At 58.7% G+C, this 21420-nt stretch carries 18 protein-coding genes and 1 riboswitch; of the genes, 12 read left to right on the plus strand and 6 right to left on the minus strand.

Annotated features, from left to right (window positions below):
• The first annotated feature begins 32 nt into the window (after positions 1-32).
• Positions 33-614, plus strand: a complete 582-nt coding sequence (locus AADJ11_RS03995; RefSeq protein WP_341233252.1) for a VOC family protein — start codon at positions 33-35, stop codon at positions 612-614.
• Positions 615-864: 250 nt separating this feature from the next.
• Complete coding sequence (locus tag AADJ11_RS04000; RefSeq protein WP_341233253.1) at positions 865-1398, plus strand: glyoxalase superfamily protein; 534 nt, start codon at positions 865-867, stop codon at positions 1396-1398.
• A gap of 118 nt (positions 1399-1516) precedes the next feature.
• Here the strand turns inward: AADJ11_RS04000 and AADJ11_RS04005 are convergent, their stop codons facing one another.
• Positions 1517-3085, minus strand: a complete 1569-nt coding sequence (locus AADJ11_RS04005; RefSeq protein ID WP_341233254.1) for a 2-isopropylmalate synthase — start codon at positions 3083-3085, stop codon at positions 1517-1519.
• A gap of 276 nt (positions 3086-3361) precedes the next feature.
• Here AADJ11_RS04005 and AADJ11_RS04010 point away from each other — a divergent pair, with 276 nt between their 5' ends.
• Positions 3362-4027: an SDR family NAD(P)-dependent oxidoreductase gene (locus AADJ11_RS04010; RefSeq protein ID WP_341233255.1), complete on the plus strand. Its 666-nt coding sequence runs from the start codon at positions 3362-3364 to the stop codon at positions 4025-4027.
• 143 nt (positions 4028-4170) lie between these two features.
• Here AADJ11_RS04010 and AADJ11_RS04015 read toward each other — a convergent pair whose 3' ends face one another.
• On the minus strand, positions 4171-5562 hold the full coding sequence (locus AADJ11_RS04015) for a 2-isopropylmalate synthase (protein WP_341233256.1): 1392 nt from the start codon (positions 5560-5562) through the stop codon (positions 4171-4173).
• A 175-nt stretch (positions 5563-5737) separates the two neighbouring features.
• Between AADJ11_RS04015 and AADJ11_RS04020 the strand changes: the two genes are divergently transcribed.
• From AADJ11_RS04020 to AADJ11_RS04030, 3 genes are all read left to right on the plus strand, one after another.
• Positions 5738-7396 carry an NAD+ synthase gene (locus AADJ11_RS04020; protein ID WP_341233257.1) on the plus strand — a complete coding sequence of 553 codons (1659 nt, stop codon included), beginning with the start codon at positions 5738-5740 and terminating at the stop codon, positions 7394-7396.
• A gap of 66 nt (positions 7397-7462) precedes the next feature.
• The gene (gene gltX / locus AADJ11_RS04025; RefSeq protein ID WP_341233258.1) at positions 7463-8788 is read left to right on the plus strand and encodes a glutamate--tRNA ligase; all 1326 of its coding nucleotides are present in this window, start codon (positions 7463-7465) and stop codon (positions 8786-8788) included.
• 81 nt (positions 8789-8869) lie between these two features.
• Entirely contained in the window at positions 8870-10267 is a 1398-nt protein-coding gene (locus AADJ11_RS04030) for an MATE family efflux transporter (RefSeq protein WP_341233259.1), read from the plus strand.
• Here AADJ11_RS04030 and AADJ11_RS04035 read toward each other — a convergent pair.
• Complete coding sequence (locus AADJ11_RS04035) at positions 10247-10801, minus strand: gamma-glutamylcyclotransferase family protein (RefSeq protein WP_341233662.1); 555 nt, start codon at positions 10799-10801, stop codon at positions 10247-10249. The genes AADJ11_RS04030 and AADJ11_RS04035 overlap by 21 nt on opposite strands.
• Before the next feature lie 136 nt (positions 10802-10937).
• A riboswitch (glycine riboswitch) is annotated at positions 10938-11024 on the plus strand.
• A gap of 157 nt (positions 11025-11181) precedes the next feature.
• On the opposite strand from AADJ11_RS04035, the gene gcvT reads away from it, so the two are divergent.
• The 3 genes from gcvT to gcvP all read left to right on the plus strand — a co-directional run bounded on the left by gcvT (position 11182) and on the right by gcvP (position 15595).
• Positions 11182-12306: a glycine cleavage system aminomethyltransferase GcvT gene (gene gcvT / locus AADJ11_RS04040; RefSeq protein ID WP_341233260.1), complete on the plus strand. Its 1125-nt coding sequence runs from the start codon at positions 11182-11184 to the stop codon at positions 12304-12306.
• 18 nt (positions 12307-12324) lie between these two features.
• Complete coding sequence (gene gcvH, locus AADJ11_RS04045; protein ID WP_341233261.1) at positions 12325-12684, plus strand: glycine cleavage system protein GcvH; 360 nt, start codon at positions 12325-12327, stop codon at positions 12682-12684.
• A gap of 67 nt (positions 12685-12751) precedes the next feature.
• Positions 12752-15595 (plus strand): aminomethyl-transferring glycine dehydrogenase, encoded by a 2844-nt coding sequence (gene gcvP / locus AADJ11_RS04050; protein ID WP_341233262.1) that lies wholly within the window; start codon positions 12752-12754, stop codon positions 15593-15595.
• Positions 15596-15657: 62 nt separating this feature from the next.
• On the opposite strand, the gene AADJ11_RS04055 is transcribed toward gcvP, so the two are convergent.
• Positions 15658-18186: an FtsX-like permease family protein gene (locus tag AADJ11_RS04055; RefSeq protein WP_341233263.1), complete on the minus strand. Its 2529-nt coding sequence runs from the start codon at positions 18184-18186 to the stop codon at positions 15658-15660.
• Positions 18183-18851, minus strand: a complete 669-nt coding sequence (locus AADJ11_RS04060; protein WP_341233264.1) for an ABC transporter ATP-binding protein — start codon at positions 18849-18851, stop codon at positions 18183-18185. The genes AADJ11_RS04055 and AADJ11_RS04060 overlap by 4 nt, the downstream gene beginning before the upstream one ends.
• Before the next feature lie 48 nt (positions 18852-18899).
• Between AADJ11_RS04060 and AADJ11_RS04065 the strand changes: the two genes are divergently transcribed.
• Positions 18900-19547, plus strand: a complete 648-nt coding sequence (locus tag AADJ11_RS04065) for an arylesterase (RefSeq protein WP_341233265.1) — start codon at positions 18900-18902, stop codon at positions 19545-19547.
• 48 nt (positions 19548-19595) lie between these two features.
• On the opposite strand, the gene AADJ11_RS04070 is transcribed toward AADJ11_RS04065, so the two are convergent.
• Positions 19596-19802: a cold-shock protein gene (locus AADJ11_RS04070; RefSeq protein WP_093917047.1), complete on the minus strand. Its 207-nt coding sequence runs from the start codon at positions 19800-19802 to the stop codon at positions 19596-19598.
• A gap of 71 nt (positions 19803-19873) precedes the next feature.
• Between AADJ11_RS04070 and AADJ11_RS04075 the strand changes: the two genes are divergently transcribed.
• Positions 19874-20068, plus strand: a complete 195-nt coding sequence (locus AADJ11_RS04075) for a hypothetical protein (RefSeq protein WP_341233266.1) — start codon at positions 19874-19876, stop codon at positions 20066-20068.
• 16 nt (positions 20069-20084) lie between these two features.
• Complete coding sequence (locus AADJ11_RS04080; RefSeq protein ID WP_341233267.1) at positions 20085-21407, plus strand: NAD(P)-dependent oxidoreductase; 1323 nt, start codon at positions 20085-20087, stop codon at positions 21405-21407.
• Positions 21408-21420: the final 13 nt, after the last annotated feature.

A 21420-nucleotide genomic window follows, 5' to 3' on the forward strand; every position in this document is an offset into this window, starting at 1 on the left:
TTCCGCAAAGGGACAATATCGGGAAAGAAAAAATGCAAAAGATTCAAGTTTTAGGCGTTCACCATATCACGTTGATGGGCGCGGACCGCCAGACGAGCATCGACTTTTGGGAAGGGCTGTTGGGCATGCCCTTTATATTTGATCAACCCAATCTCGACGACCCGAACGAGGGACATCTGTATTTCGATCCCGGCGATGGCCGCTTGATCACCATTTTCACCAACGAGAGCCGCAAACCCGTTCACAGCCGGACCCCGACCGACGCGGGCTGTGTGCATCATCTCGCGTTCGAGGTGGATCGCGCCATGTTCGACCAAGTGCTTGAGCGTTTGAAAGAGCGCGGCATCGGGAATTCCGGCATCAAGGATCGCGGCTTTATGCATTCGATCTATTTCAAGGACCCGCTGGGATTTCTGATCGAACTGGCCTGCTATACCTTTATCCCGCCGCGCGGATCATCCCATGCCGAGGTTATGCTAGAAGCCCATAAATTGCGCGTCGCGCGGGGCGATCACCACATTGAGCGTCAACACCTGGCCGATGCGACAGTCATGATCGTCGAGCGGTCCCAAAGGTCTCTGTCGGACGACCGGTCGCCTAAAAATCCGTACTGATGAAAAACGGGGTGTCCGCAAGCCGCTCGGTAGATTTTGCGGTTCAGGGTGCCCCATCAATTTTGTGGAAATTCAAGCAACCGATCTTGACCACGATCTGAAATTGGCGATGTTGGGGATGGTTTTGTGTTACCTGCCGCGCGCATCCTTCGGGAACGGTGAAAGTCGCTTTAGTCTAAACTCCAATTTCCGACCAGCGTACGGTCGGTAACGCGCGCGCCGCTGTAGATACGCTGGTATGGAGAACACAATGTTCAGTTCAGATCAGGTCAAATCAATGGCCAGAAAACTGCGTGCAGCCCTTGCCGTGGAAAACACTGATATTTCACACGCAACAGCCCTCGAACTCGTCGCCAAAAGCCTTGGCTTTCCCGATTGGAACACGGCGACTGCGACACTATCGGTGACTGCTCCAAAAGAGATTGAATTCACAGGATGCAGTCCAATCTTGCGGATATTTGACGAGGCCAAGGCCCGAGAATTCTATTGTGAGTTTCTGGGGTTTGAGGTCGCGTTCGAGCATCGGCATACTGCTGACCTGCCTCTTTACATGGCGGTAGAGCGTGAAGGCCTGCAACTTCATCTGTCAGAGCATCACGGGGATGCCAGCCCAGGATCGAATGCGTTTATCCCCACAACGAACCTGCGCGCATTGCACCGTGAATTGTCAGATAAAAACTATGTCTTCAATCGTCCGAAGCTGGAAAAGCTGCCATGGGGGCTACAGATGCAAGTCCATGACCCGTTCGGCAATCGCCTGCGGTTTTGCGAGCAGGGTTCTTAAATCGAGGCGGGTTCAGGCGATCCGTCTGGGCCTCGTTCACCCCCGCGCCATAGATCATGGGGGAAAGGCTAAAGGTAGCCCAAGAAAAAAGGCAGGGTCGAAACCCTGCCTTGTCCCATCAACCAGCGTCTTTGTAGCTGATCTCGCGTTTGTCGGTGCCGCCTTTTTCGCGGCGCACCAACAGACGGTTGAGCGCGTGAATATAGGCTTGGGCCGAACTGACGACCGTATCCGTGTTGGCGGCCTGCCCGGTCACAATGCGACCGTCTTCCTCAAGCCGGACAGACACGGTTGCCTGCGCGTCGGTCCCTTCGGTGACGGCATGCACTTGGTACAGTTGCAGGCGGGCGGAATGGTCCACCAGCGCCTTGATACATTTGAACGACGCATCGACGGGGCCGTCGCCGGTCTGTTCGGTGCTTTGTTCTTCGCCATCCACGATCAACGTCATTTTGGCCACGTTCGGGCCATCGGTGCCGCAAACCACATGCATCGACTTCAGCTTGATCCGGTCGCTTTCAGGGTCCGTTGCCGTGCGCATCAAGGCAATCAGGTCATCGTCGTAGATTTCCTTTTTACGATCGGCGAGTTCCTTGAACCGGACAAACACGTCTTTCAACTGGTTGTCGCCCAATTCATAGCCAAGGTTTTCGAGCTTGGACCGCAACGCGGCGCGACCCGAATGCTTGCCCATGACGATATTGGTTTCGGTCAGGCCCACATCTTCGGGGCGCATGATCTCAAACGTCTCGGCGTTTTTCAGCATACCGTCTTGGTGGATGCCGCTTTCGTGGGCAAAAGCATTCTTGCCAACGATGGCCTTGTTGAACTGGACGGCAAAGCCGGACACGGTCGCAACGCGGCGCGAGATGTTCATCAGCTTGGTGCTGTCCACCTGGGTTTGGAACGGCATAATGTCATTGCGCACCTTCATGGCCATCACGACCTCTTCCAGTGCGGTGTTGCCCGCGCGTTCGCCCAAACCGTTGATCGTACACTCGATCTGACGTGCGCCTGCCTCGACCGCGGCAAGGCTGTTGGCGGTCGCCATGCCAAGGTCGTTGTGGCAATGGGTTGCAAAGATGATCTCGTCCGCGCCGGGCACATTTTCGAGCAGCTTGCGGATCAAATCGGCGCTTTCACGCGGGGCGGTATAGCCGACGGTGTCGGGGATATTGATCGTGGTCGCCCCGGCCTTGATCGCGATTTCGACGGTGCGGTACAGATAATCAAGCTCGGTCCGGGTGGCGTCCATTGGCGACCATTGCACGTTGTCACACAGGTTGCGTGCATGGGTGACCGTTTCGTGAATCCGGTCGGCCATTTCATCCATGGTAAGGTTCGGAATGGCGCGGTGCAGCGGCGAGGTGCCGATAAAGGTGTGAATGCGCGGTTGGGCTGCGTGTTTCACGGCCTCCCAGCAGCGGTCAATATCGCCGAACTGCGCGCGTGCCAGCCCGCAGATCACGGAATTTTTCGACAGACGGGCAATCTCGCTGACGGCGGCAAAGTCACCTTCCGAGGCGATGGGAAAACCGGCCTCGATGATATCGACGCCCATTTCGTCCAGCAGACCGGCGATCTCGATTTTTTCGGCGTGGGTCATTGTGGCACCGGGCGATTGTTCGCCATCGCGCAACGTCGTGTCAAAGATCAAGACGCGGTCTTGTTTTGTCGTATCGGTCATGTGTTGGGTTCTTTCATTCTGCTTTTCAATCCTTGGCGCGCTGCACATCCCTCTGAGCGGGCGCGCCGGATGGCACGCTCAGAGGCGGATTAGCAGGAGTAGGTTTGCACACAGCGACAGCGCAGGAACGCGCAGCAGGGTCGGTGTATGATCAGCATAAGTCATGGGGCACGTTATACTGGTGCAAACACAAATGGGAAGCATTTTTTGGGATTGTGCAAGCCGGGTGCGAGGGGCCGCTGTTGATTAGAGACGCACCCCCGCTACATCATGTTGATGAAACGGATTTTGATAGTAGGTGCGTCCGGCGGGGTCGGATCAGCGCTGGCCGCAGCGTATGCGTCACGCGGTGATCATGTGACCGGGTTATCGCGGTCGCAAGACGGTTTGGACCTGACCGATGAAGCGAGTGTGCAGAAGCATATCGGCGGCTTGGACGGCCCATTTGATGTTGTCTTGGTCGCTTCCGGCGCGCTTGAGATCGACGGGGCAGTGCCTGAGAAATCGATCAAGTCCATCAGCCAAAAGGCAATGATGGATCAGTTTGCCCTGAATGCTGTCGGCCCTGCGTTGGTGTTGCGACATGCGCATGATTTGTTGCCCCGCGACGGGCGCGGCGTGTTTGCGGTATTGTCCGCGCGGGTCGGGTCAATCGGCGATAACAAGATTGGCGGTTGGGTCAGCTATCGCAGTGCCAAAGCCGCCCTGAACCAAATCATCCGAACCGGCGCAATAGAGTTGGCGCGCAGTCACAAGCACAGCATTTGCGTGGCGCTGCACCCCGGCACAGTCAAAACGCCGTTCACCGAAAAATACCTTGCCCGCCATCCGGCGGTGGAGGCGTCGGAAGCTGCAGAAAATATACTGGGTGTTCTGGATGGGTTGGGAACGAAGGACACCGGGCGCTTCTTTGACTGGGCCGGTAAGCCGGTTCCTTGGTGACACAGAGAGCGGCCCGCCTGTGTCTGCGGTTTGAATGCGCTCCGCGCGGGGATATTTAAGAGCCAGAGAAGGCGGACAAGGTTTTTAACCCAGATAGTCGCTGCGCTTTTCAGCATAGGGGAACGCTTCGAATATAACGGCAATCATTCTGAAAGCGCGCCGTTAACCCAAGTGCCCGAGGCTTCCTCGCCTGTGGCATAGCGCATGGTGCCGGTCCCTTGGCGTTTACCGTCCTCAAACGTACCTTCATAGACATCGCCATTTGCATAGGTTGCCACGCCTTGGCCTGACATCATGCCGTCTGACCATTCGCCGTCGTAGGTGAAGCCATCGGTCATGGTAATCTTGCCCGTGCCATCGCGTTTGCCGTTGGCAAATGAACCCTCGTAGACTGTACCGTCGGGATAGGTCGCTTTGCCGGTACCGTGGCGTTGGCCGTCTTTCCAGTCGCCCTCGTAACGGTAGCCATCGGCATAGGTCATGGTGCCTGTGCCGTCATTGCGCGCATTCTTGAAATCGCCCTCGTAGACAATGCCGTTGGGATAAGTCGCTGTGCCGCGCCCTTCGATCACGCCTGCGGCCCATGACCCGTCATAGCTGGAGCCGTCCGGATAGGTGATCTTGCCCTGCCCATCGGCCAGGTCATCACGGAAATCACCGGCATATACGGACCCGTCGGGATAGGTGACCTGACCTGTCCCTTCGATCTGGCCAGCCACCCATGCGCCGGCATAGACATAGCCGTCGGTGCCGGTGAACGTGCCTTGCCCGTCGCGGCGGTCATCCTTGAACTGCCCCTCGTAGGTGTCGCCGTTGGCATAGGTTACCTTGCCCATACCCTGACGTTGCCCAGCTACCAGATCACCCTCGTAAATGTCACCATTTGGCTGGGTCAATGTGCCGGTACCGTCGATTTGCCCGTCTTTCCAAGGCCCCACATAGACCAGCCCGTCGGGCATGGTCAGCGTGCCGGTTCCATTGCGTTCACCGTCTTTGATTTCGCCATCATATATCGCGCCATCAGGATAGGTGATCTTGCCGATGCCCTGCTTGGCCCCGTCCGCCCAGTCGCCTTGATACTCGTAGCCGCCGGGGGATTGCATCACGCCCTTGCCGTGATGTTTCGCATTGCGAAACGCGCCCTCGTACCGCACGCCATTGGCATAGATCGCGATGCCCTGACCCATGATCGCGCCGCCTTGCCATTCGCCCTCATAGGTGCCGCCATCTGCAAAGGTGATTTTGCCGACGCCGTCGGGTTTGCCTTTGGCAAAGCTGCCCTCGTAGATCGATCCATTGGGAAAACGCGCCGTGCCGGCCCCTTTGATCTCGCCATCGACCCATTCACCGGAATATTCATAGCCATTGGGGAGCGTATACGTCCCTGTGCCATGCTGGACGCCGCCGCGAAATGTCCCCTCGTAGACGCCACCATCGTCATATTGCTTGCTTAGCACTGACCCGTCTTGAGCAGAGACTGAAAACGGCAGCAAGCTGAGACACAAAGCGAGGGACATAAAGGGCAATCGGGACATGGCACAGCTTTCGGCTAAAGGAGCACCAGATCATCAACGGTGCTTTTGTTAGCGTTGAGACTAAGCAATGGCCATCAAGGGGGCAATCGTCTTTTGCAGACAGCGGCGGTGCTTGGCCTTTCCCTTGGCGCGTGATCTGCTACATCCTTCGCGTAGATTATCGAAGGACTGCCACATGACATCGCGTTTTCGCATCACGCTGGGACAATTAAACCCAACCGTTGGGGATTTGGCGGGCAATGCTGCACTTGCCCGGGATGCATGGGAACAGGGCAAGGCGGCGGGTGCCGATATGGTGGCGCTGCCCGAAATGTTCATTACCGGCTATAACGCCCAAGATTTGGTGATGAAGCGCGCCTTTCAACTGGATGTCATGACCCATATCGAGGCGCTGGCGGCAGATTGTGCCGACGGCCCCGCATTGGCCATCGGTGCGCCCTGGGTCGAGGGGGCAGAGCTGTATAACGCCTATCTGATCCTAAAAGGTGGCAAGATCGCCAGCCGGGTTCTAAAGCACGAACTGCCGAATGAGACTGTGTTCGACGAAGTCCGCATTTTCGACAGCGGCCCACTGGGCGGCCCTTATTCTGTGGGGAATACCCGTATTGGCAGCCCGATCTGCGAGGACGCATGGCACCCCGATGTGGCCGAAACCTTGGCCGAAACCGGGGCTGAGTTTCTGCTGGTGCCCAACGGTTCGCCCTATTATCGCGGTAAGTTCGAGACGCGGTTGAACAATATGGTCGCCCGCGTGATCGAAACTGAACTGCCGCTCATCTATCTGAACATGGTTGGCGGTCAGGATGATCAGGTGTTTGACGGTGCCAGCTTTGGCCTGAACCCCAGCGGCAAGCTGGCATTCCAGATGCCGACCTTTGACGCTGAAATCGCGCATATCGACCTTGAGCGGAACGCCGACGGGTGGCGCATTGCGGATGGCCCAAAGGTCCAATTGCCATCGGAGTATGAGCAAGACTATCGCGTCATGGTGTTGGGCCTGCGCGACTATATGCGCAAGACAGGCTTCAAGAAGGTTCTGCTGGGCCTATCGGGCGGGATCGATTCGGCAATTGTGGCCGCAATTGCGGTTGACGCGCTGGGCGCGGATAATGTGCGCTGCGTGATGCTGCCGTCTGAATACACATCCCAAGCGTCACTGGACGATGCCGAGGCCGTCGCAAACGCACTTGGTTGCCGCTATGACTATGTGCCGATCACGCAAGGCCGCGCGGCGATCACCGATACGCTGGCCCCGCTGTTCGAGGGCACCAAACCCGACCTGACCGAAGAAAACATCCAGTCGCGTTTGCGCGGGCTGCTGTTGATGGCGATGAGCAACAAGTTTGGCGAGATGCTGCTCACCACCGGCAATAAATCCGAGGTGGCGGTCGGCTATGCCACGATCTATGGCGATATGGCGGGCGGCTATAACCCGATCAAAGATATGTACAAAACCCGCGTTTTTGAAACCTGCCGCTGGCGCAATGACAACCACCGCGACTGGATGATGGGCCCCAAGGGCGAGGTGATCACGCCGCGTATCATCGACAAACCGCCAACAGCCGAGTTGCGCGAAGATCAAAAAGACAGCGACAGCCTGCCCGATTATCCCGATCTGGATTCAATGCTGGAAATTCTGGTCGATCAGAACGGATCAGTGGCCGATTGTGTCGCCGCAGGATTTGACCGTGATGTGGCAAAGAAGGTCGAGCAGCTGATATACATCAGCGAATATAAACGGTTTCAGTCCGCCCCCGGCCCGCGTTTGACCAAGGGTGCGTTCTGGCTGGACCGCCGTTACCCCATTGTGAACCGGTGGCGTGACCCCAGCTGAACGCTGCCGCATAATCTGGACAATCAGGCCGCGCTGTGACAAGCCAGCGGCCAACAGGAGAACCCAATGACCATCACACGTTTTGCCCCATCGCCCACAGGTTATATTCACGTCGGCAACCTGCGCACGGCGTTGATGAATTACATGATCGCGCGCAAGAACGGCGGCACGTTCATCCTTCGGGTTGATGACACTGACCAGGTGCGCAGCAAAGAAGAATATGTTGAAGGGCTGAAAGAAGACCTGACATGGCTGGGCCTTGAGTGGGACCGGGTCGAGCGTCAGTCTGAACGCTTGGATAAATACCACGCCGCGGCCGATAAGCTGCGCGAAATGGGCCGTTTTTACGAGGCATGGGAAACGCCCACCGAACTGGACCTCAAGCGTAAGAAACAACTGAATATGGGCAAGCCGCCGGTCTATGATCGCGCCGCGTTGAACCTGACCGAAGCTGAAAAGAACAAGCTGCGCGAAGAGCGTGGCCCCGGTGTCTGGCGGTTCAAGCTGGACCAAGAACGGATCGAATGGAAAGATGGCATTCTGGGCGATATCTCGATTGATGCCGCGTCTGTGTCGGACCCGGTTTTGATCCGCGCTGATGGCCAGATTTTGTACACGCTGGCGTCGGTTGTTGATGATACCGAAATGGGTGTGACCAATGTGGTGCGTGGGTCGGACCACGTGACCAACACTGCCACACAAATCCAGATCATTCAGGCGCTTGGCGGGACCGTCCCCGCATTCGCGCACCATTCGCTGTTGACCGGCCCGCAAGGCGAGGCGCTTTCCAAACGCCTTGGCGTGCTGGCGCTGCGGGATCTGCGTGAACGCGGCGTACAGCCCTTTGCGCTACTAAGCACCTTGGCGCGTTTGGGGTCTTCCGATCCGGTGGAATTGCGCACGAGCATGGAAGAGCTGATCGAAGGGTTCGACATCGGGCATTTCAGTTCTGCCCCGACCAAGTTCGACGTCGAGGATCTGTTCCCGATGACTGCCCGCTATTTGCAGACATTGCCGCTTGAGGCAGTGGCCGAGGACATCGCGGCGATCGGTGTGCCCGACGACAAAGCGGCGCTGTTCTGGAAGGTCACACGTGAAAACATCACCACGTTGCACGACCTCAAGGGCTGGTGGGACATGTTCAGCCAAGGGGCCGAGCCCGTGATCGCGGACGAGGACAAAGAGTTCATTGCCGAGGCCATGGCGATGCTACCCGAGGGTGAGTTCAATGAGACCACCTGGAGCACATGGACCGCCGCCGTCAAAGAGAAGACGGGCCGCAAAGGTAAAACGCTGTTCATGCCACTGCGTCTGGCCCTGACGGGACAAGCGCGCGGCCCAGAGATGGCCGCGATGTTGCCACTGATGCAAGTTGTGAAGGCGCGCGGATGAGTTTGGCCGGGCATCTGGACGAAAGTTCGGGAGCCTTCGGCGAGAGTTTATTTGGCAAAATGAATATAGGGCGCGCCTGTCATGGCTGACGGGCGCGCCAAATTTTTGTCGGGCAACCTGTTTGGCCATGTAGCGTCGATGTCGCTGTTGGCGTCGGTCGGGTTGGTCGCGGTGTTTCTGGTCGATTTTGTCGACATGATTTTCATCTCAATGCTGGGCAAGGCTGAACTGGCGGCGGCTGTTGGCTATGCTGGGGCGATCTTGTTTTTCACCACATCGTTCGGGATTGGTTTGGGGATTGCTGCGGGGGCTTTGGTCGCGCGGGCCTTGGGGCAGGGCGACATGCAGTTGGCGCGCGAGAGGACCACCCATGCGCTGTGTTATGGCGCGATTTTCGGGGTGGTGTTTGCGATCTTGGTGTTTCTGGCGTTGGACCCGTTGGTGCATCTGGTTGGTGCAAAGGGAGAGACGGCGGATCTAGCCGTACATTTTCTGCAGATTGTTGTGCCTTCGGTGCCGTTCTTGATGTTGGGTATGATGGGCAGCGCGATTTTGCGTGCCCATGGCGATGCCCGCCGCGCGATGATGGCGACGATCGCGGGCGGGATTGTGAACGCAATTCTTGATCCGATCCTGATCTTTGGGTTCAACCTTGATCTGACCGGTGCGGCGCTGGCATCTTTTGTGGCGCGGGTGGTGATTGCCTATACCGCGTTGATGCCGATTGTACGCCACTATGGTGGGATCGCGCGCCCCAGACTGGCGGGCATGTGGCGAGATTTATTCCCGGTGTTGGCGATAGCGGTGCCTGCGATTTTAACACAGGTCGCAACGCCGGTTGGCCAAGCCTATGTCACGCGCGCTATGGCGGCGTATGGCGAAGACGCGGTTGCGGGAATGGCGATTGTCAGCCGTATGATGCCGGTGGCCTTTGCGGTGATATTCGCGCTGTCGGGGGCGGTGGGGCCCATTATCGGCCAGAACTTTGGCGCGGGCGACATGGGGCGGGTCAAGCGGACCTATAATGCAGGTATCTTGTTTGCAGGCATTGTGATTGTCACGATCTCAGCGGGATTGTTTTTAACCCGCGGGCCGTTGGCGGCGCTGTTCGATGCCGACGGGATTACCATGACGTTGATATTCTTGTTTTGTGGCCCGCTGTCACTGGCGTTTTTCTTTAACGGGGTGTTGTTCGTGTCGAACGCCGCGTTCAACAACATGGGCCATCCCTATTATTCGACGGTCACAAATTGGGGGCGCAACACGGTGGGCATGGTGCCGTTGGTGTGGCTTGGCAGTGTCTTATTCGGTGCGCCCGGTGTGCTGATCGGGCAGGCGGCGGCGGGTGTGCTGTTTGGCGGATTGGCCTGGGTGCTGGCGCTGCGGTTGATTGCAAGCGGTGGCCGACCCAAAGAACAGCGCGCCGATGTTTTCGGTCGCGAAGGGCGTTTGATGGCGCTACTTCACCTGCGCCGATAGGCGATCCAGATTGTCGTCAACCAGCGCGATTTCCTGCCGCGTCAGGGCTTGGTGACGTGGGTAGCGCGGTGATTTACGGTCGTTCAGCACAGGGGCATCCCAGCCCCGCGTGGTATCAAAAAACCGTGTGACGCCATCGGTGCCATATTCGCGCAGGAACCCCTGAACCACTACATCAAGATAACTGAGCAGGATGGCGTTATCGCCGGTTTGCTTTTGGTTTTTCGGCGCAATCGAATAATGCGCCATGTCGGGGGAGGGCAAAATATCATGCAGCACTGCGCCGCCTGAGCTGATGCGATCATAGCCGGTTTCGCGGGCATCAAGGGCGTTCCAATCCGCGCCGGGAACCGCTGCAATCAGCCCGTCGATGGTGGTTGTGGGGTCTGGTTCAACGCTTAGGAAAACCATGTCGCGCTGCGCAGTGCGTACCCAAACCCGCCGCCATCCCTGAAGTTGCGCAGGGCGTCCGTCGGGATAGCTGTGGGTGTTGCGGTTTACGAGGCTGCCATAGCCGAAGAAATATGGTGTCATGGCAGTGTTTTGGCCGATGATTGCAAAGATGTCCACTGCCCTGCGTGCCGCGCCAAAACTGCGGGCATTGTGAAAAACATTTGCATGGGAAGGCGCGACTTTGCTTGACGCTGCGCGGTGATCCGGCATAGCAATAGCCATCGTAACGGGAGAACTGGGAGAACCCAGTGCCGAAGGAGCAACCGCCCCGGAAACTCTCAGGCAAGTGGACCGTTACGTGACCGAAACACTCTGGAGAGTGGTGCCACATGCACCCGCCGAAGGGATAACGATCTCAGGCGAAAGGACAGAGGGGGCATTTTGTGGGTTGCATAGTGCGGCCTGCTGAGTGCCAGTTTGGTCAAAGGCCTTCTGGATTTGACAAGAAAAGGCCTGTGACCATGAGCGATTTGCATCAAACGCCACTATACGATCTGCATCTGGAACTGGGCGGCAAGATGGTGCCCTTTGCTGGGTATTCCATGCCCGTGCAATACCCGATGGGCGTGATGAAAGAGCACCTGCACACCCGCAGTCATGCCGGATTGTTCGACGTTAGCCACATGGGGCAGGTGATGCTGTCCGGCGCATCATGGGAGGCAGTGGCGACCGCATTCGAGCGGCTTGTGCCGATGGATGTGCTGGGGCTTGCCGACGGGCGGCAGCGCTATGGGTTGTTTACCAATGACGCCGGCGGGATCGAGGATGATCTGATGTTTGCCCGGCGCGGTGATGACCTGTTTGTTGTGGTGAATGCGGCCTGCAAAGCAACGGACATTGCCCGAATGAAATCGGCGCTTGAGCCTGAGGTCACCGTGACGCCGATAACCGACCGCGCCTTGATCGCGCTGCAAGGGCCAACGGCTGCGGCGGCGGTGGCGTCGCTGGATGCTGCGGCGGCGGATATGCGGTTTATGGATTTTGGCACATTGAACTTGGACGGGATCGAGGTTTGGGCGTCACGCTCCGGTTATACTGGCGAAGACGGGTTCGAGATGTCCGTTCCAGATGCGGATGCCGAAGCGCTTGCGCGTCGGTTGCTGGCACTGGACGGGGTCGAGGCCATCGGTTTGGGCGCGCGGGATTCACTGCGGCTTGAGGCGGGGCTGTGTCTGTATGGAAATGACATCGACGCGCAGACGAACCCGGTTGAGGCAAGCCTGAACTGGGCGATACAGAAACTGCGCCGCCCGGGTGGCGACCGCGCAGGCGGCTATCCCGGCGCTGACGTGGTGCAAGCGGCGTTCGAGGACGGCGTGGCGCGCAAGCGTGTCGGGCTGGCCCCCGAGGGGCGCGCACCGATGCGGGAAGGCACGCAGCTTTATGATGACGAAACCGGCGGGCGGCTGGTTGGCAGCGTCACGTCAGGTAGTTTTGGACCGACGGTGGGTGGACCTGTTGCCATGGGCTATGTCGGTAGTGAATATGCCAGCGTGGATACCGCGCTGTGGGGCGAGGTGCGCGGTAAGCGCTTGCCTGTGCGTGTGGCCAAGCTGCCCTTTGTGGCGGCGAATTTTAAGCGATAATCAACAAGGGACGAACAGATGATATTTACCGAAGAACATGAATGGCTGCGCGTTGAAGGCGACGAAATCACCGTGGGCATCACGATCCACGCGGCAGAGCAGCTGGGCGATGTGGTGTTTGTGGAACTGCCCTCCGAAGGGGTGACCGTCAGCAAGGATGACGAGGTCGTTGTGATCGAATCCGTCAAAGCGGCATCCGACATTCTGGCCCCGATCGATGGCGAGATCATCGAAGTGAACGGTGCCCTGACCGATAATCCGGGCATGGTGAATGATGATCCGCAAGGCGAGGCATGGTTTTTCAAGATGAAAGCGTCTGATCCAAGCCAGATGGACGAATTCATGGATGAAGCCGCCTATCAAAAATTCATCGGCTAAGCCGATCTACCCCCGTCGGAGCCTCCGGCGGGGATTTTAGACCATTTGGAATGAGGGGCGTTGCGCCATGGTTTTCAAGCCAACCGAATATTTGCCGTATGATTTTGCCAACCGCAGACATATCGGGCCGTCTCCGGCGGAAATGTCGGATATGCTCAAGACCGTGGGGGCGCAAAGCCTTGCCGCGCTGATTGACGATACAATGCCTGCGAAGATCAGGCAGAAAGAGCCGCTGGATTTCGGCAAGCCCATGTCAGAGCGCGAAGTGCTGGAGCACATGCGCGTGGTGGCGGGCAAGAACAAGGTGCTCACCTCGTTGATCGGGCAGGGCTATCACGGGACGGTCACGCCCCCCGCGATCCAGCGCAATATTTTTGAAAACCCCGCCTGGTACACGGCCTATACGCCCTATCAGCCCGAGATTAGCCAAGGCCGGCTTGAGGCGCTGTTGAATTTCCAAACCATGATCAGCGATTTGACCGGGCTTGAGATTGCCAATGCATCATTGCTGGACGAGGCCACGGCCTGTGCCGAGGCGATGACCATGGCGTTGCGGGTTGCGAAGTCGAAGGCCAAGGCGTTTTTCGTGGATCGCGATTGCCATCCGCAGAACATCGCCGTGCTTCAGACGCGCGCGGCCCCGTTGGATATCGAAGTGATCATCGGAGACCCCGATAAGATGGACGCGAGCGCCGTGTTCGGCGCGCTGTTCCAGTATCCCGGCACCTATGGGCATGTGCGGGACTTCACGTCGCATATTGCAGCGTTGCATGACGCGGGGGCCTTGGGCGTTGTCACTGCTGATCCGATGGCGTTGACCTTGTTGAAGGAACCCGGCGCGATGGGGGCCGATATTGCCGTGGGGTCCACCCAGCGGTTTGGTGTGCCCGAAGGATACGGTGGCCCACATGCGGCCTATATGGCGTGCAAAGACGCATACAAGCGCGCGATGCCGGGGCGGATTGTGGGCGTATCGATTGATGCTCATGGCAACCGCGCCTATCGCTTGTCGCTGCAAACCCGCGAGCAACATATCCGCCGCGAAAAAGCGACATCGAACGTATGTACCGCGCAGGCGTTGCTGGCTGTGATGGCGTCGATGTATGCGGTGTTCCACGGGCCCGAGGGGCTGAAAGCGATTGCGCAGCGCATCCATCGCAAGACTGTGCGGCTGGCGAACGGGCTGGAAGAAGCCGGGTTCAAGGTCGATCCGCAGGCATTTTTCGACACCATCACCGTGGACGTTGGCCCCTTGCAAGCGGCGGTGATGAAATCGGCCGTGGATGAAGGCATCAACCTGCGCCGCGTTGGCGAAACCCGCGTGGGTATCACGCTGGATGAACGCAGCGTGTCTGCCACGATCGAAGCGGTTTGGCGTGCCTTTGGCATCCTGCGCACGGATGAGAAATTTGAAGCACAGTACCGCTTTCCCGATCAGATGATCCGCGAGAGCCAATATCTGACCCATCCGATTTTCCACATGAACCGCGCCGAGACCGAGATGATGCGCTATATGCGCCGCCTTGCTGACCGCGATCTGGCGTTGGATCGCGCGATGATCCCGCTGGGGTCCTGCACGATGAAGCTGAACTCCGCCGCGGAAATGATGCCCGTCAGCTGGCGCGAGTTTTCGATGATTCACCCGTTTGTGCCCCAAGATCAGGCGCTTGGGTACAAACATATGATCGACGATCTGTCGGCCAAGCTGTGCGATATCACCGGCTATGACGCGATTTCGATGCAGCCCAATTCGGGCGCGCAGGGGGAATATGCGGGGCTGCTGGCCATCGCATCCTATCATCGCGCCAATGGCGAAGGGCACCGCAACATTTGCCTGATCCCGATGTCGGCGCATGGGACCAACCCCGCCAGCGCCAATATGGTGGGCTGGAAGGTTGTCGTGATCAAAACCGCCGCCAATGGTGATATCGATCTGGACGATTTCCGCGAGAAGGCTGAAAAGCACAGCGAAAATCTGGCGGGATGCATGATTACGTACCCCTCGACCCACGGCGTGTTCGAGGAGACAGTGACCGAAGTGACCCGCATCACCCATGACCACGGCGGGCAGGTCTATATCGATGGGGCCAATATGAACGCGATGGTGGGGCTTGCCCGACCCGGCGATGTGGGCGGTGACGTCAGCCACCTGAACCTGCACAAGACGTTCTGCATTCCGCATGGCGGGGGTGGTCCCGGTATGGGCCCGATTGGCGTTAAATCGCACCTGATCCCGCATGTGCCAGGCCATCCGAATGGCGGCGAGGGTGCCGTTTCAGCGGCCCCTTACGGGTCGCCATCTTTGCTGCCGATCTCGTGGTCCTACTGCCTGATGATGGGTGGCGACGGGCTGACGCAGGCGACGCGGGTTGCGATTCTGAACGCCAACTACATCGCGAAGCGGCTCGAAGGGGCCTATGACGTGCTGTACAAAGGGCCGACAGGGCGGGTCGCGCATGAATGCATTTTTGACGTGCGCCCGTTCGAGGAAAGCGCAGGCGTCACGGTTGACGATGTTGCCAAGCGCCTGATCGATGCGGGTTTCCACGCCCCCACGATGAGCTTCCCGGTCGCGGGCACATTGATGGTGGAGCCGACGGAATCCGAGACCAAAGCCGAGCTGGACCGGTTCTGCGACGCGATGCTGGCGATCCGCGACGAAATCCGTGCGATTGAGAACGGCGATATGCCGCGCGAGAATAACGCGCTGAAAAACGCGCCGCATACGGTCGAGGATTTGGTGGGCGACTGGGACCGGCCTTACACGCGCGAGCAAGGGTGTTTCCCCCCCGGTGCGTTCCGCGTCGACAAGTACTGGCCGCCGGTCAACCGCGTGGACAATGTGCATGGCGACCGCAACTTGATCTGCACCTGCCCGCCGATGGAAGACTACGCAGAAGCGGCAGAATAACTACGCCCCTGCGCATGGCGAAACCCCATGCGCAGGGGCTGCCTTATTGGGCGAAGCAGGCGCTACTCTCGGGCGCGTAGCACCTGTGCGGGGCGGGCATTCAACGCTTTGACGGCAAAGCCAAGCGAGGCGAGGACGGACGCCAATGCGCCGCCGACGATGATCAGTATAGCCGAGGGCCAGGCGACGCTGAACTGTGTTTCCATCACAAAACGGCTGACGGCCCAACCACCCAATATACCGGCAAGCAGGGCGACGGCCCCGGCGAACAGACCTAATAGAGCAGCACGTAGGAGAAAGCTGGTTGCGATGGCGCGGCGGGATGCGCCCAGTGTTTTCAGCAATGCAGCCTCATAGCGGCGTGCATCAGCGCCAGCCGCAGCCGCACCAATCAAGACCAGAAACCCAGTCAAAAGGGTCGCCGCCGCGCCATAGGACGTGGCCGCCGCCAACCCGGCTAACACAGCAGCCACTCGGTCAATGGCATCGCGCACGCGAATGGCGGTGATATTGGGATACGACGTTGCGATATCGCGCAGGATCGCGGCTTCGGCCTCTGGCTCGGCATAGACGGTCGAGATGAACGTATGCGGTGCGCCCTCAAGTGCCGATGGGTTCATGGTTAGGATGAACCCGATGCCTGCGGTGGAAAAATCCACCTCTTGAAAGCTGGCAATCGTACCGGTGACATCGCGCCCCAGCACGTTGATGGTCAGGGTATCGCCAAGGCTAAGGCCGATTTCTTCGGCCTCTTCGGCGGCAAAGCTAATCAGCGGTGGGCCGGTGTAATCCGGTGCCCACCATTCGCCGGCAGTGATAATCGCGTCGTCTCCGGGTTCGGCGGCATAGGTCACACCGCGATCACCGCGCACAACCCAGTGGTCGCCTGCCACATCTTTGGCGGGGCGGCCGTTGATTTGTGTCACCACACCGCGCAGCATCGGCGCGCTGTCGATGCGGCTGACAGCGGGATCATCGGTCAGCCGTTTGGTGTAGCCGTCAATCTGGTCTTTCTGGATGTCGACAAAGAAGTAGGACGGCGCGATGTCCGGCAGATTACCCGAAATAGCTTGCCGCAAATTGCCATCAATCTGTCCGACCGCCGCCAGAACCGACAACCCAAGGCCAAGCGACAACACCACGGCGCTGGCCCCTTCGCCATTGCCGCCAATGGCGGTCAGCGCCCAGCGTATCTTTGGATAACCACGCGCGAATTGGGCCGCCCGCTGCGCAAGAAAACGCACAATAACGGCGGCTAAGGTCAGGATGAGCAGGGCACCGGCGATCCCACCCAGCGTCCATAGGGTTAGCATCCAACTGCCGTTGAACCATCCTGCCAACCCAACCAAAAGGGCGACAGTCAGCGCGATGACCACGATATATCGCGGCGCAGGGAAGCGCGCGGCCCCGTCCCAAGCATCGCGGAAAAGCGTGGCGGCGCGTATGTTTTCGCTGCGGGCAAGCGGCCAAAGGGTAAAGGCAAAGGCGGTCAGCAGACCGTATATTCCAGCCTCAATCAGCGGCGCTGGATAGATTGAAAAGGCCGCCGGGATCGGCAATCGGGCGGAAATAAGCGGCGCGAAAACCAGCGGCGCGATGGCCCCAAGGACCACGCCAATGGCGACACCCAGCAAGGACAACAGTCCGATCTGGATAAAATATGTCTGGAAGATCGTGGCGCGGTCAGCACCAAGGGCGCGCAGGGTCGCGATAACCTCGGTCTTGCCGTTCAGATAGGACCGCACGGCGGCCGATACGCCGACACCACCCACCGCAAGACCGGACAAGCCAACCAGCACCAGAAACGCAGTCAGCCGTTCGACAAAGCGTGAGACACCGGGGGCACCATTGCGCGCGTCCGTCCAGCGCATGCCACTGTTCTCGAACCGCGATTGCGCGGCCGTCTTCAACTGGTCGAGATTGGTTTCCGGCGGCAAGAGCATCCGGTATTTTGAGTTAAACAACGTACCAGCCGACAGTAGCCCCGCACCCTCGAGACTGTCTGTGCGCAGCAAGGTGCGTGGCCCGAGGGCAAAGCCGCTGGCGGCGCTGTCGGGTTCACGCATGATAAGGGCGGTCAGGCGAAATTCTTTGGTGCCCAATTTAAACACATCACCAGGGGACAGGCCCAACCGATCTGACAACGCGCGTTCCATCACCGCACCAGACAGGCCATCGGTTTCGGCAAGCGCCTGATCCAGTGGCATTTCGGGGTCCAGCACCATTTTGCCAACAAGGGGGTAAAGGTCATCCACCCCTTTGATTTGCGTTAGCGCGCGATCTGCAGCGGCACCATCCCCGACAACAGCCATGGATCGAAACTCAACAATCTCGGAAACCTCGGTTGCTTGCGCATCAATCCAGGCGCGCTCCTCTTCGGTGGCAAAACGATAGGTGAAATCAAGTTCGGCCTTGCCGCCCAACAGAGCCGCACCCTCGCGCTGTAATCCGCCCTCGATCGCGGATCGTACAGATCCCACAGCAGCGATTGCGGCAACACCTAATGCAAGGCAGGCCAGAAACAGGCGAAACCCCCGCAGCCCCCCACGCATTTCGCGGCGGGCAAAGCGGGTCGCAAGTGAAAGGCTCATACAATGCGCCCGTCGGTCAGGGTCACGATCCGGTCACAGCGCGCGGCCAGATCGTCTGAGTGGGTGACCAGCACCAGCGTCGCCCCGTGCTTTTCCCGCAGATCAAACAGCAGGTCCATGATTGCGGCCCCATTTGTGCTGTCCAGATTGCCGGTGGGTTCATCCGCCAGCAAAATCGCAGGGCGCGGGGCAGAGGCGCGGGCAAGGGCCACCCGTTGCTGTTCACCGCCCGACATCTGCGCGGGATAGTGGTTCAAGCGATGTCCAAGGCCCACCGCGATCAATTCAGCCTCGGCCCGCTCGAATGCATCTGCGACGCCGTTCAGCTCGAGCGGGGTGGCGACATTTTCCAGCGCGGTCATGGTGGGGATCAGGTGGAACGACTGAAACACGATCCCCATGCGCCCGCGCCGGAATTTGGCTAAACCGTCTTCGCTCATCGCAGTCAGGTCCTGGCCCAAGGCGCGGACGGTGCCGCCGGTCGCTTTCTCAAGCCCGCCCATGACCATCAGCAGCGATGACTTGCCAGAACCGGACGGGCCGGTCAGCGCAACCGTTTCACCTTGTGCAACATCCAAAGTGATCCCATGTAAGATATCGACCTCCCCGGCGTTGCCATTCAATTGTAAAGACGCATCTTGTAGTTGGAACACGGGGTCGGTCATTAGGCTGCCTTTTTGTTGGTCGTCCCTGTTGGATATGGAGTTTTCGCAATGATGCACAAGGTTATGGCTGGCATTGTTATGGTTTTTGCAGGTCCTGCGGTCGCGGAGCCGGTGATAATCGCCGCCTTGGGTGACAGTTTAACGCAGGGCTATGGCCTGCCCGTCGAGGATGGGTTGGTGCCGCAATTGCAGACTTGGCTGGATGAAAACGGTGCAGAGGTGACGCTGGTGAACGCGGGGGTGTCGGGTGACACGACCGCAGGCGGGCTAAGCCGCGTCGGTTGGACCCTGACGCCTGATGTGGACGGAATGATCGTGGCGCTTGGTGGCAATGATCTGCTGCGCGGGCTGGACCCCGCGGTGAGCCGCGCTAATATCGACGGTATTCTGGAGGCTGCCAAAGGGGCCGATGTCGAAGTACTACTGGTCGGAATGACTGCACCGGGGAATTACGGGCCTGAATATAAGTCCGTATTCGATGCCTTGTACCCCGAGTTGGCCGATCAATACGGGACAGAGTTTTTGAACAGTTTCTTTGCGGGATTGGCGGTCGACGGGGAAATGCCAGAGTTGTCGCAGGCCCAAGCGTTCTTTCAGCCAGATGGCGTACACCCCAACAAAGAAGGCGTTGCGAAAATCGTCACTGCGATGGGGCCAAAGGTGTTGGAGCTGATCGAAGATATCAAAGCAAACTAAAACGGGCACCGAAGTGCCCGCAATTATCTTGATATGAACGCGCCAGATTTAGGCGAGGGCGATGTTGCCCGCGCTTTCACGGCCATCACGGCCATCTTCGATGTCGAATGTCACTTTTTGATTGTCCGCCAGACCTGTCAGGCCTGCGCGTTCTACCGCCGAGATGTGAACAAAGATGTCCTTTCCGCCGCCATCAGGCGCGATAAATCCATAACCCTTGGTTGTGTTGAACCATTTTACGGTGCCAGTTGCCATGCCCCGTTTCTCCTGTCTTTGGGCTGCCCGCATTATGCGGCAGCGTGGCTCGGTCATAACTTGATCGAACCGTGGCCAAAGCCAAAGAGGTCGAAAGTTTTTCGCGTCGCACGAGAATATTGCCAGCGCCCTTTCTAAAATCAAGAGTTTTTGTCGCAGAACGCCCTATCGGCGGGCAGTTGCGCAAGAAATTTCACAACTTTGAAATAATTTTACCAGTTGATAAAAAAATCAATCCGTTGCACCGTTCAAACAACAGCAGGTGACAGCAGAGGTGTACCAATGTCGCAGAAAATGTTTGAGCCGGGTATCACGGCAGGGCGGCTAGAGCCGTCGGCCTATGCCGATCAGTTTTCCGATCTTCATCCGCCTCTTGACCAACACGAGGCATTGGTCGCGGCAGATCGGTGTTACTTTTGCCATGATGCGCCATGCATCACCGCCTGCCCGACCGATATCGATATCCCCCTATTCATCCGGCAGATTGCCACGGGCACGCCCGATGCTGCCGCCAAAACGATCCTAAGCCAGAACATCATGGGCGGCATGTGTGCCCGCGTATGCCCGACAGAGCAGCTGTGCGAGGAAGCCTGCGTGCGCGAAATCGCCGAAGGTAAGCCTGTGAAAATCGGCGAGCTGCAACGCTTTGCGACGGATCATTTGCAACAACAAGGCAAGCACCCGTTTGAACGCGCCGCCCCCACGGGCAAGCGTGTTGCGGTTGTGGGTGCCGGGCCAGCGGGCCTGTCATGCGCGCACCGTTTGGCGATGCTGGGGCATGATGTCGTTGTGCATGACGCGCGGCCCAAGCCGGGCGGGCTGAACGAATACGGCATCGCGAGCTATAAGACGCCAAACGGTTTCGCACAGGCCGAAGTGGACTGGTTGATGCAGATTGGCGGGATCACGATGCAGCCCGAATCCGCCTTGGGGGCAGAGATTTCCCTAGAGGGTCTTAAGGCTGACTATGATGCTGTGTTCCTTGGCATGGGGCTGGGTGGTGTAAACGCCTTGGGTGCCGTGGGCGAGGATAAGGCCGGGGTCATGGACGCCGTCGATTTCATCGCCGATCTGCGCCAAGCAGACGATATGGCACAGGTGCCGATTGGTCGTGACGTGGTGGTTATCGGGGGTGGTATGACCGCGATTGACGCTGCAGTTCAGGCCAAACTGTTGGGCGCATTGAACGTGACGCTGGTGTATCGCCGTGGCCGTGACCGGATGAACGCAAGTGTCTTTGAGCAGGACCTCGCCGCGTCAAAGGGTGTGCGGATCGTGAACCACGCTGTGCCAGTTGCCGTGCATGGGAATGGTGCCGTGCGCGAAATTGAATTCGAATATGTCGACGCCGACATGCAAGGAACGGGGCAGATGCTGCGCCTTGCTGCCGATCAGGTGTTCAAGGCCATCGGTCAAACGCTTGAAGGCGACGCATTGCCGGCCCTTGAGGGGCGCAAGATCAAGGTCGATGCCGCGGGGCGCACCAGTGTTGATGGTGTTTGGGCCGGCGGCGATTGCGCCAGCGGCGGCGACGATCTGACCGTGACTGCCGTTGCCGAAGGGCGCGATGCGGCGATGGATATTCACACGACATTGGTGGGTTGAACCACCCGAGGGG

Source organism: uncultured Sulfitobacter sp. (assembly GCF_964021855.1).
In the GTDB taxonomy this organism is placed as follows: Bacteria; Pseudomonadota; Alphaproteobacteria; order Rhodobacterales; family Rhodobacteraceae; genus Sulfitobacter.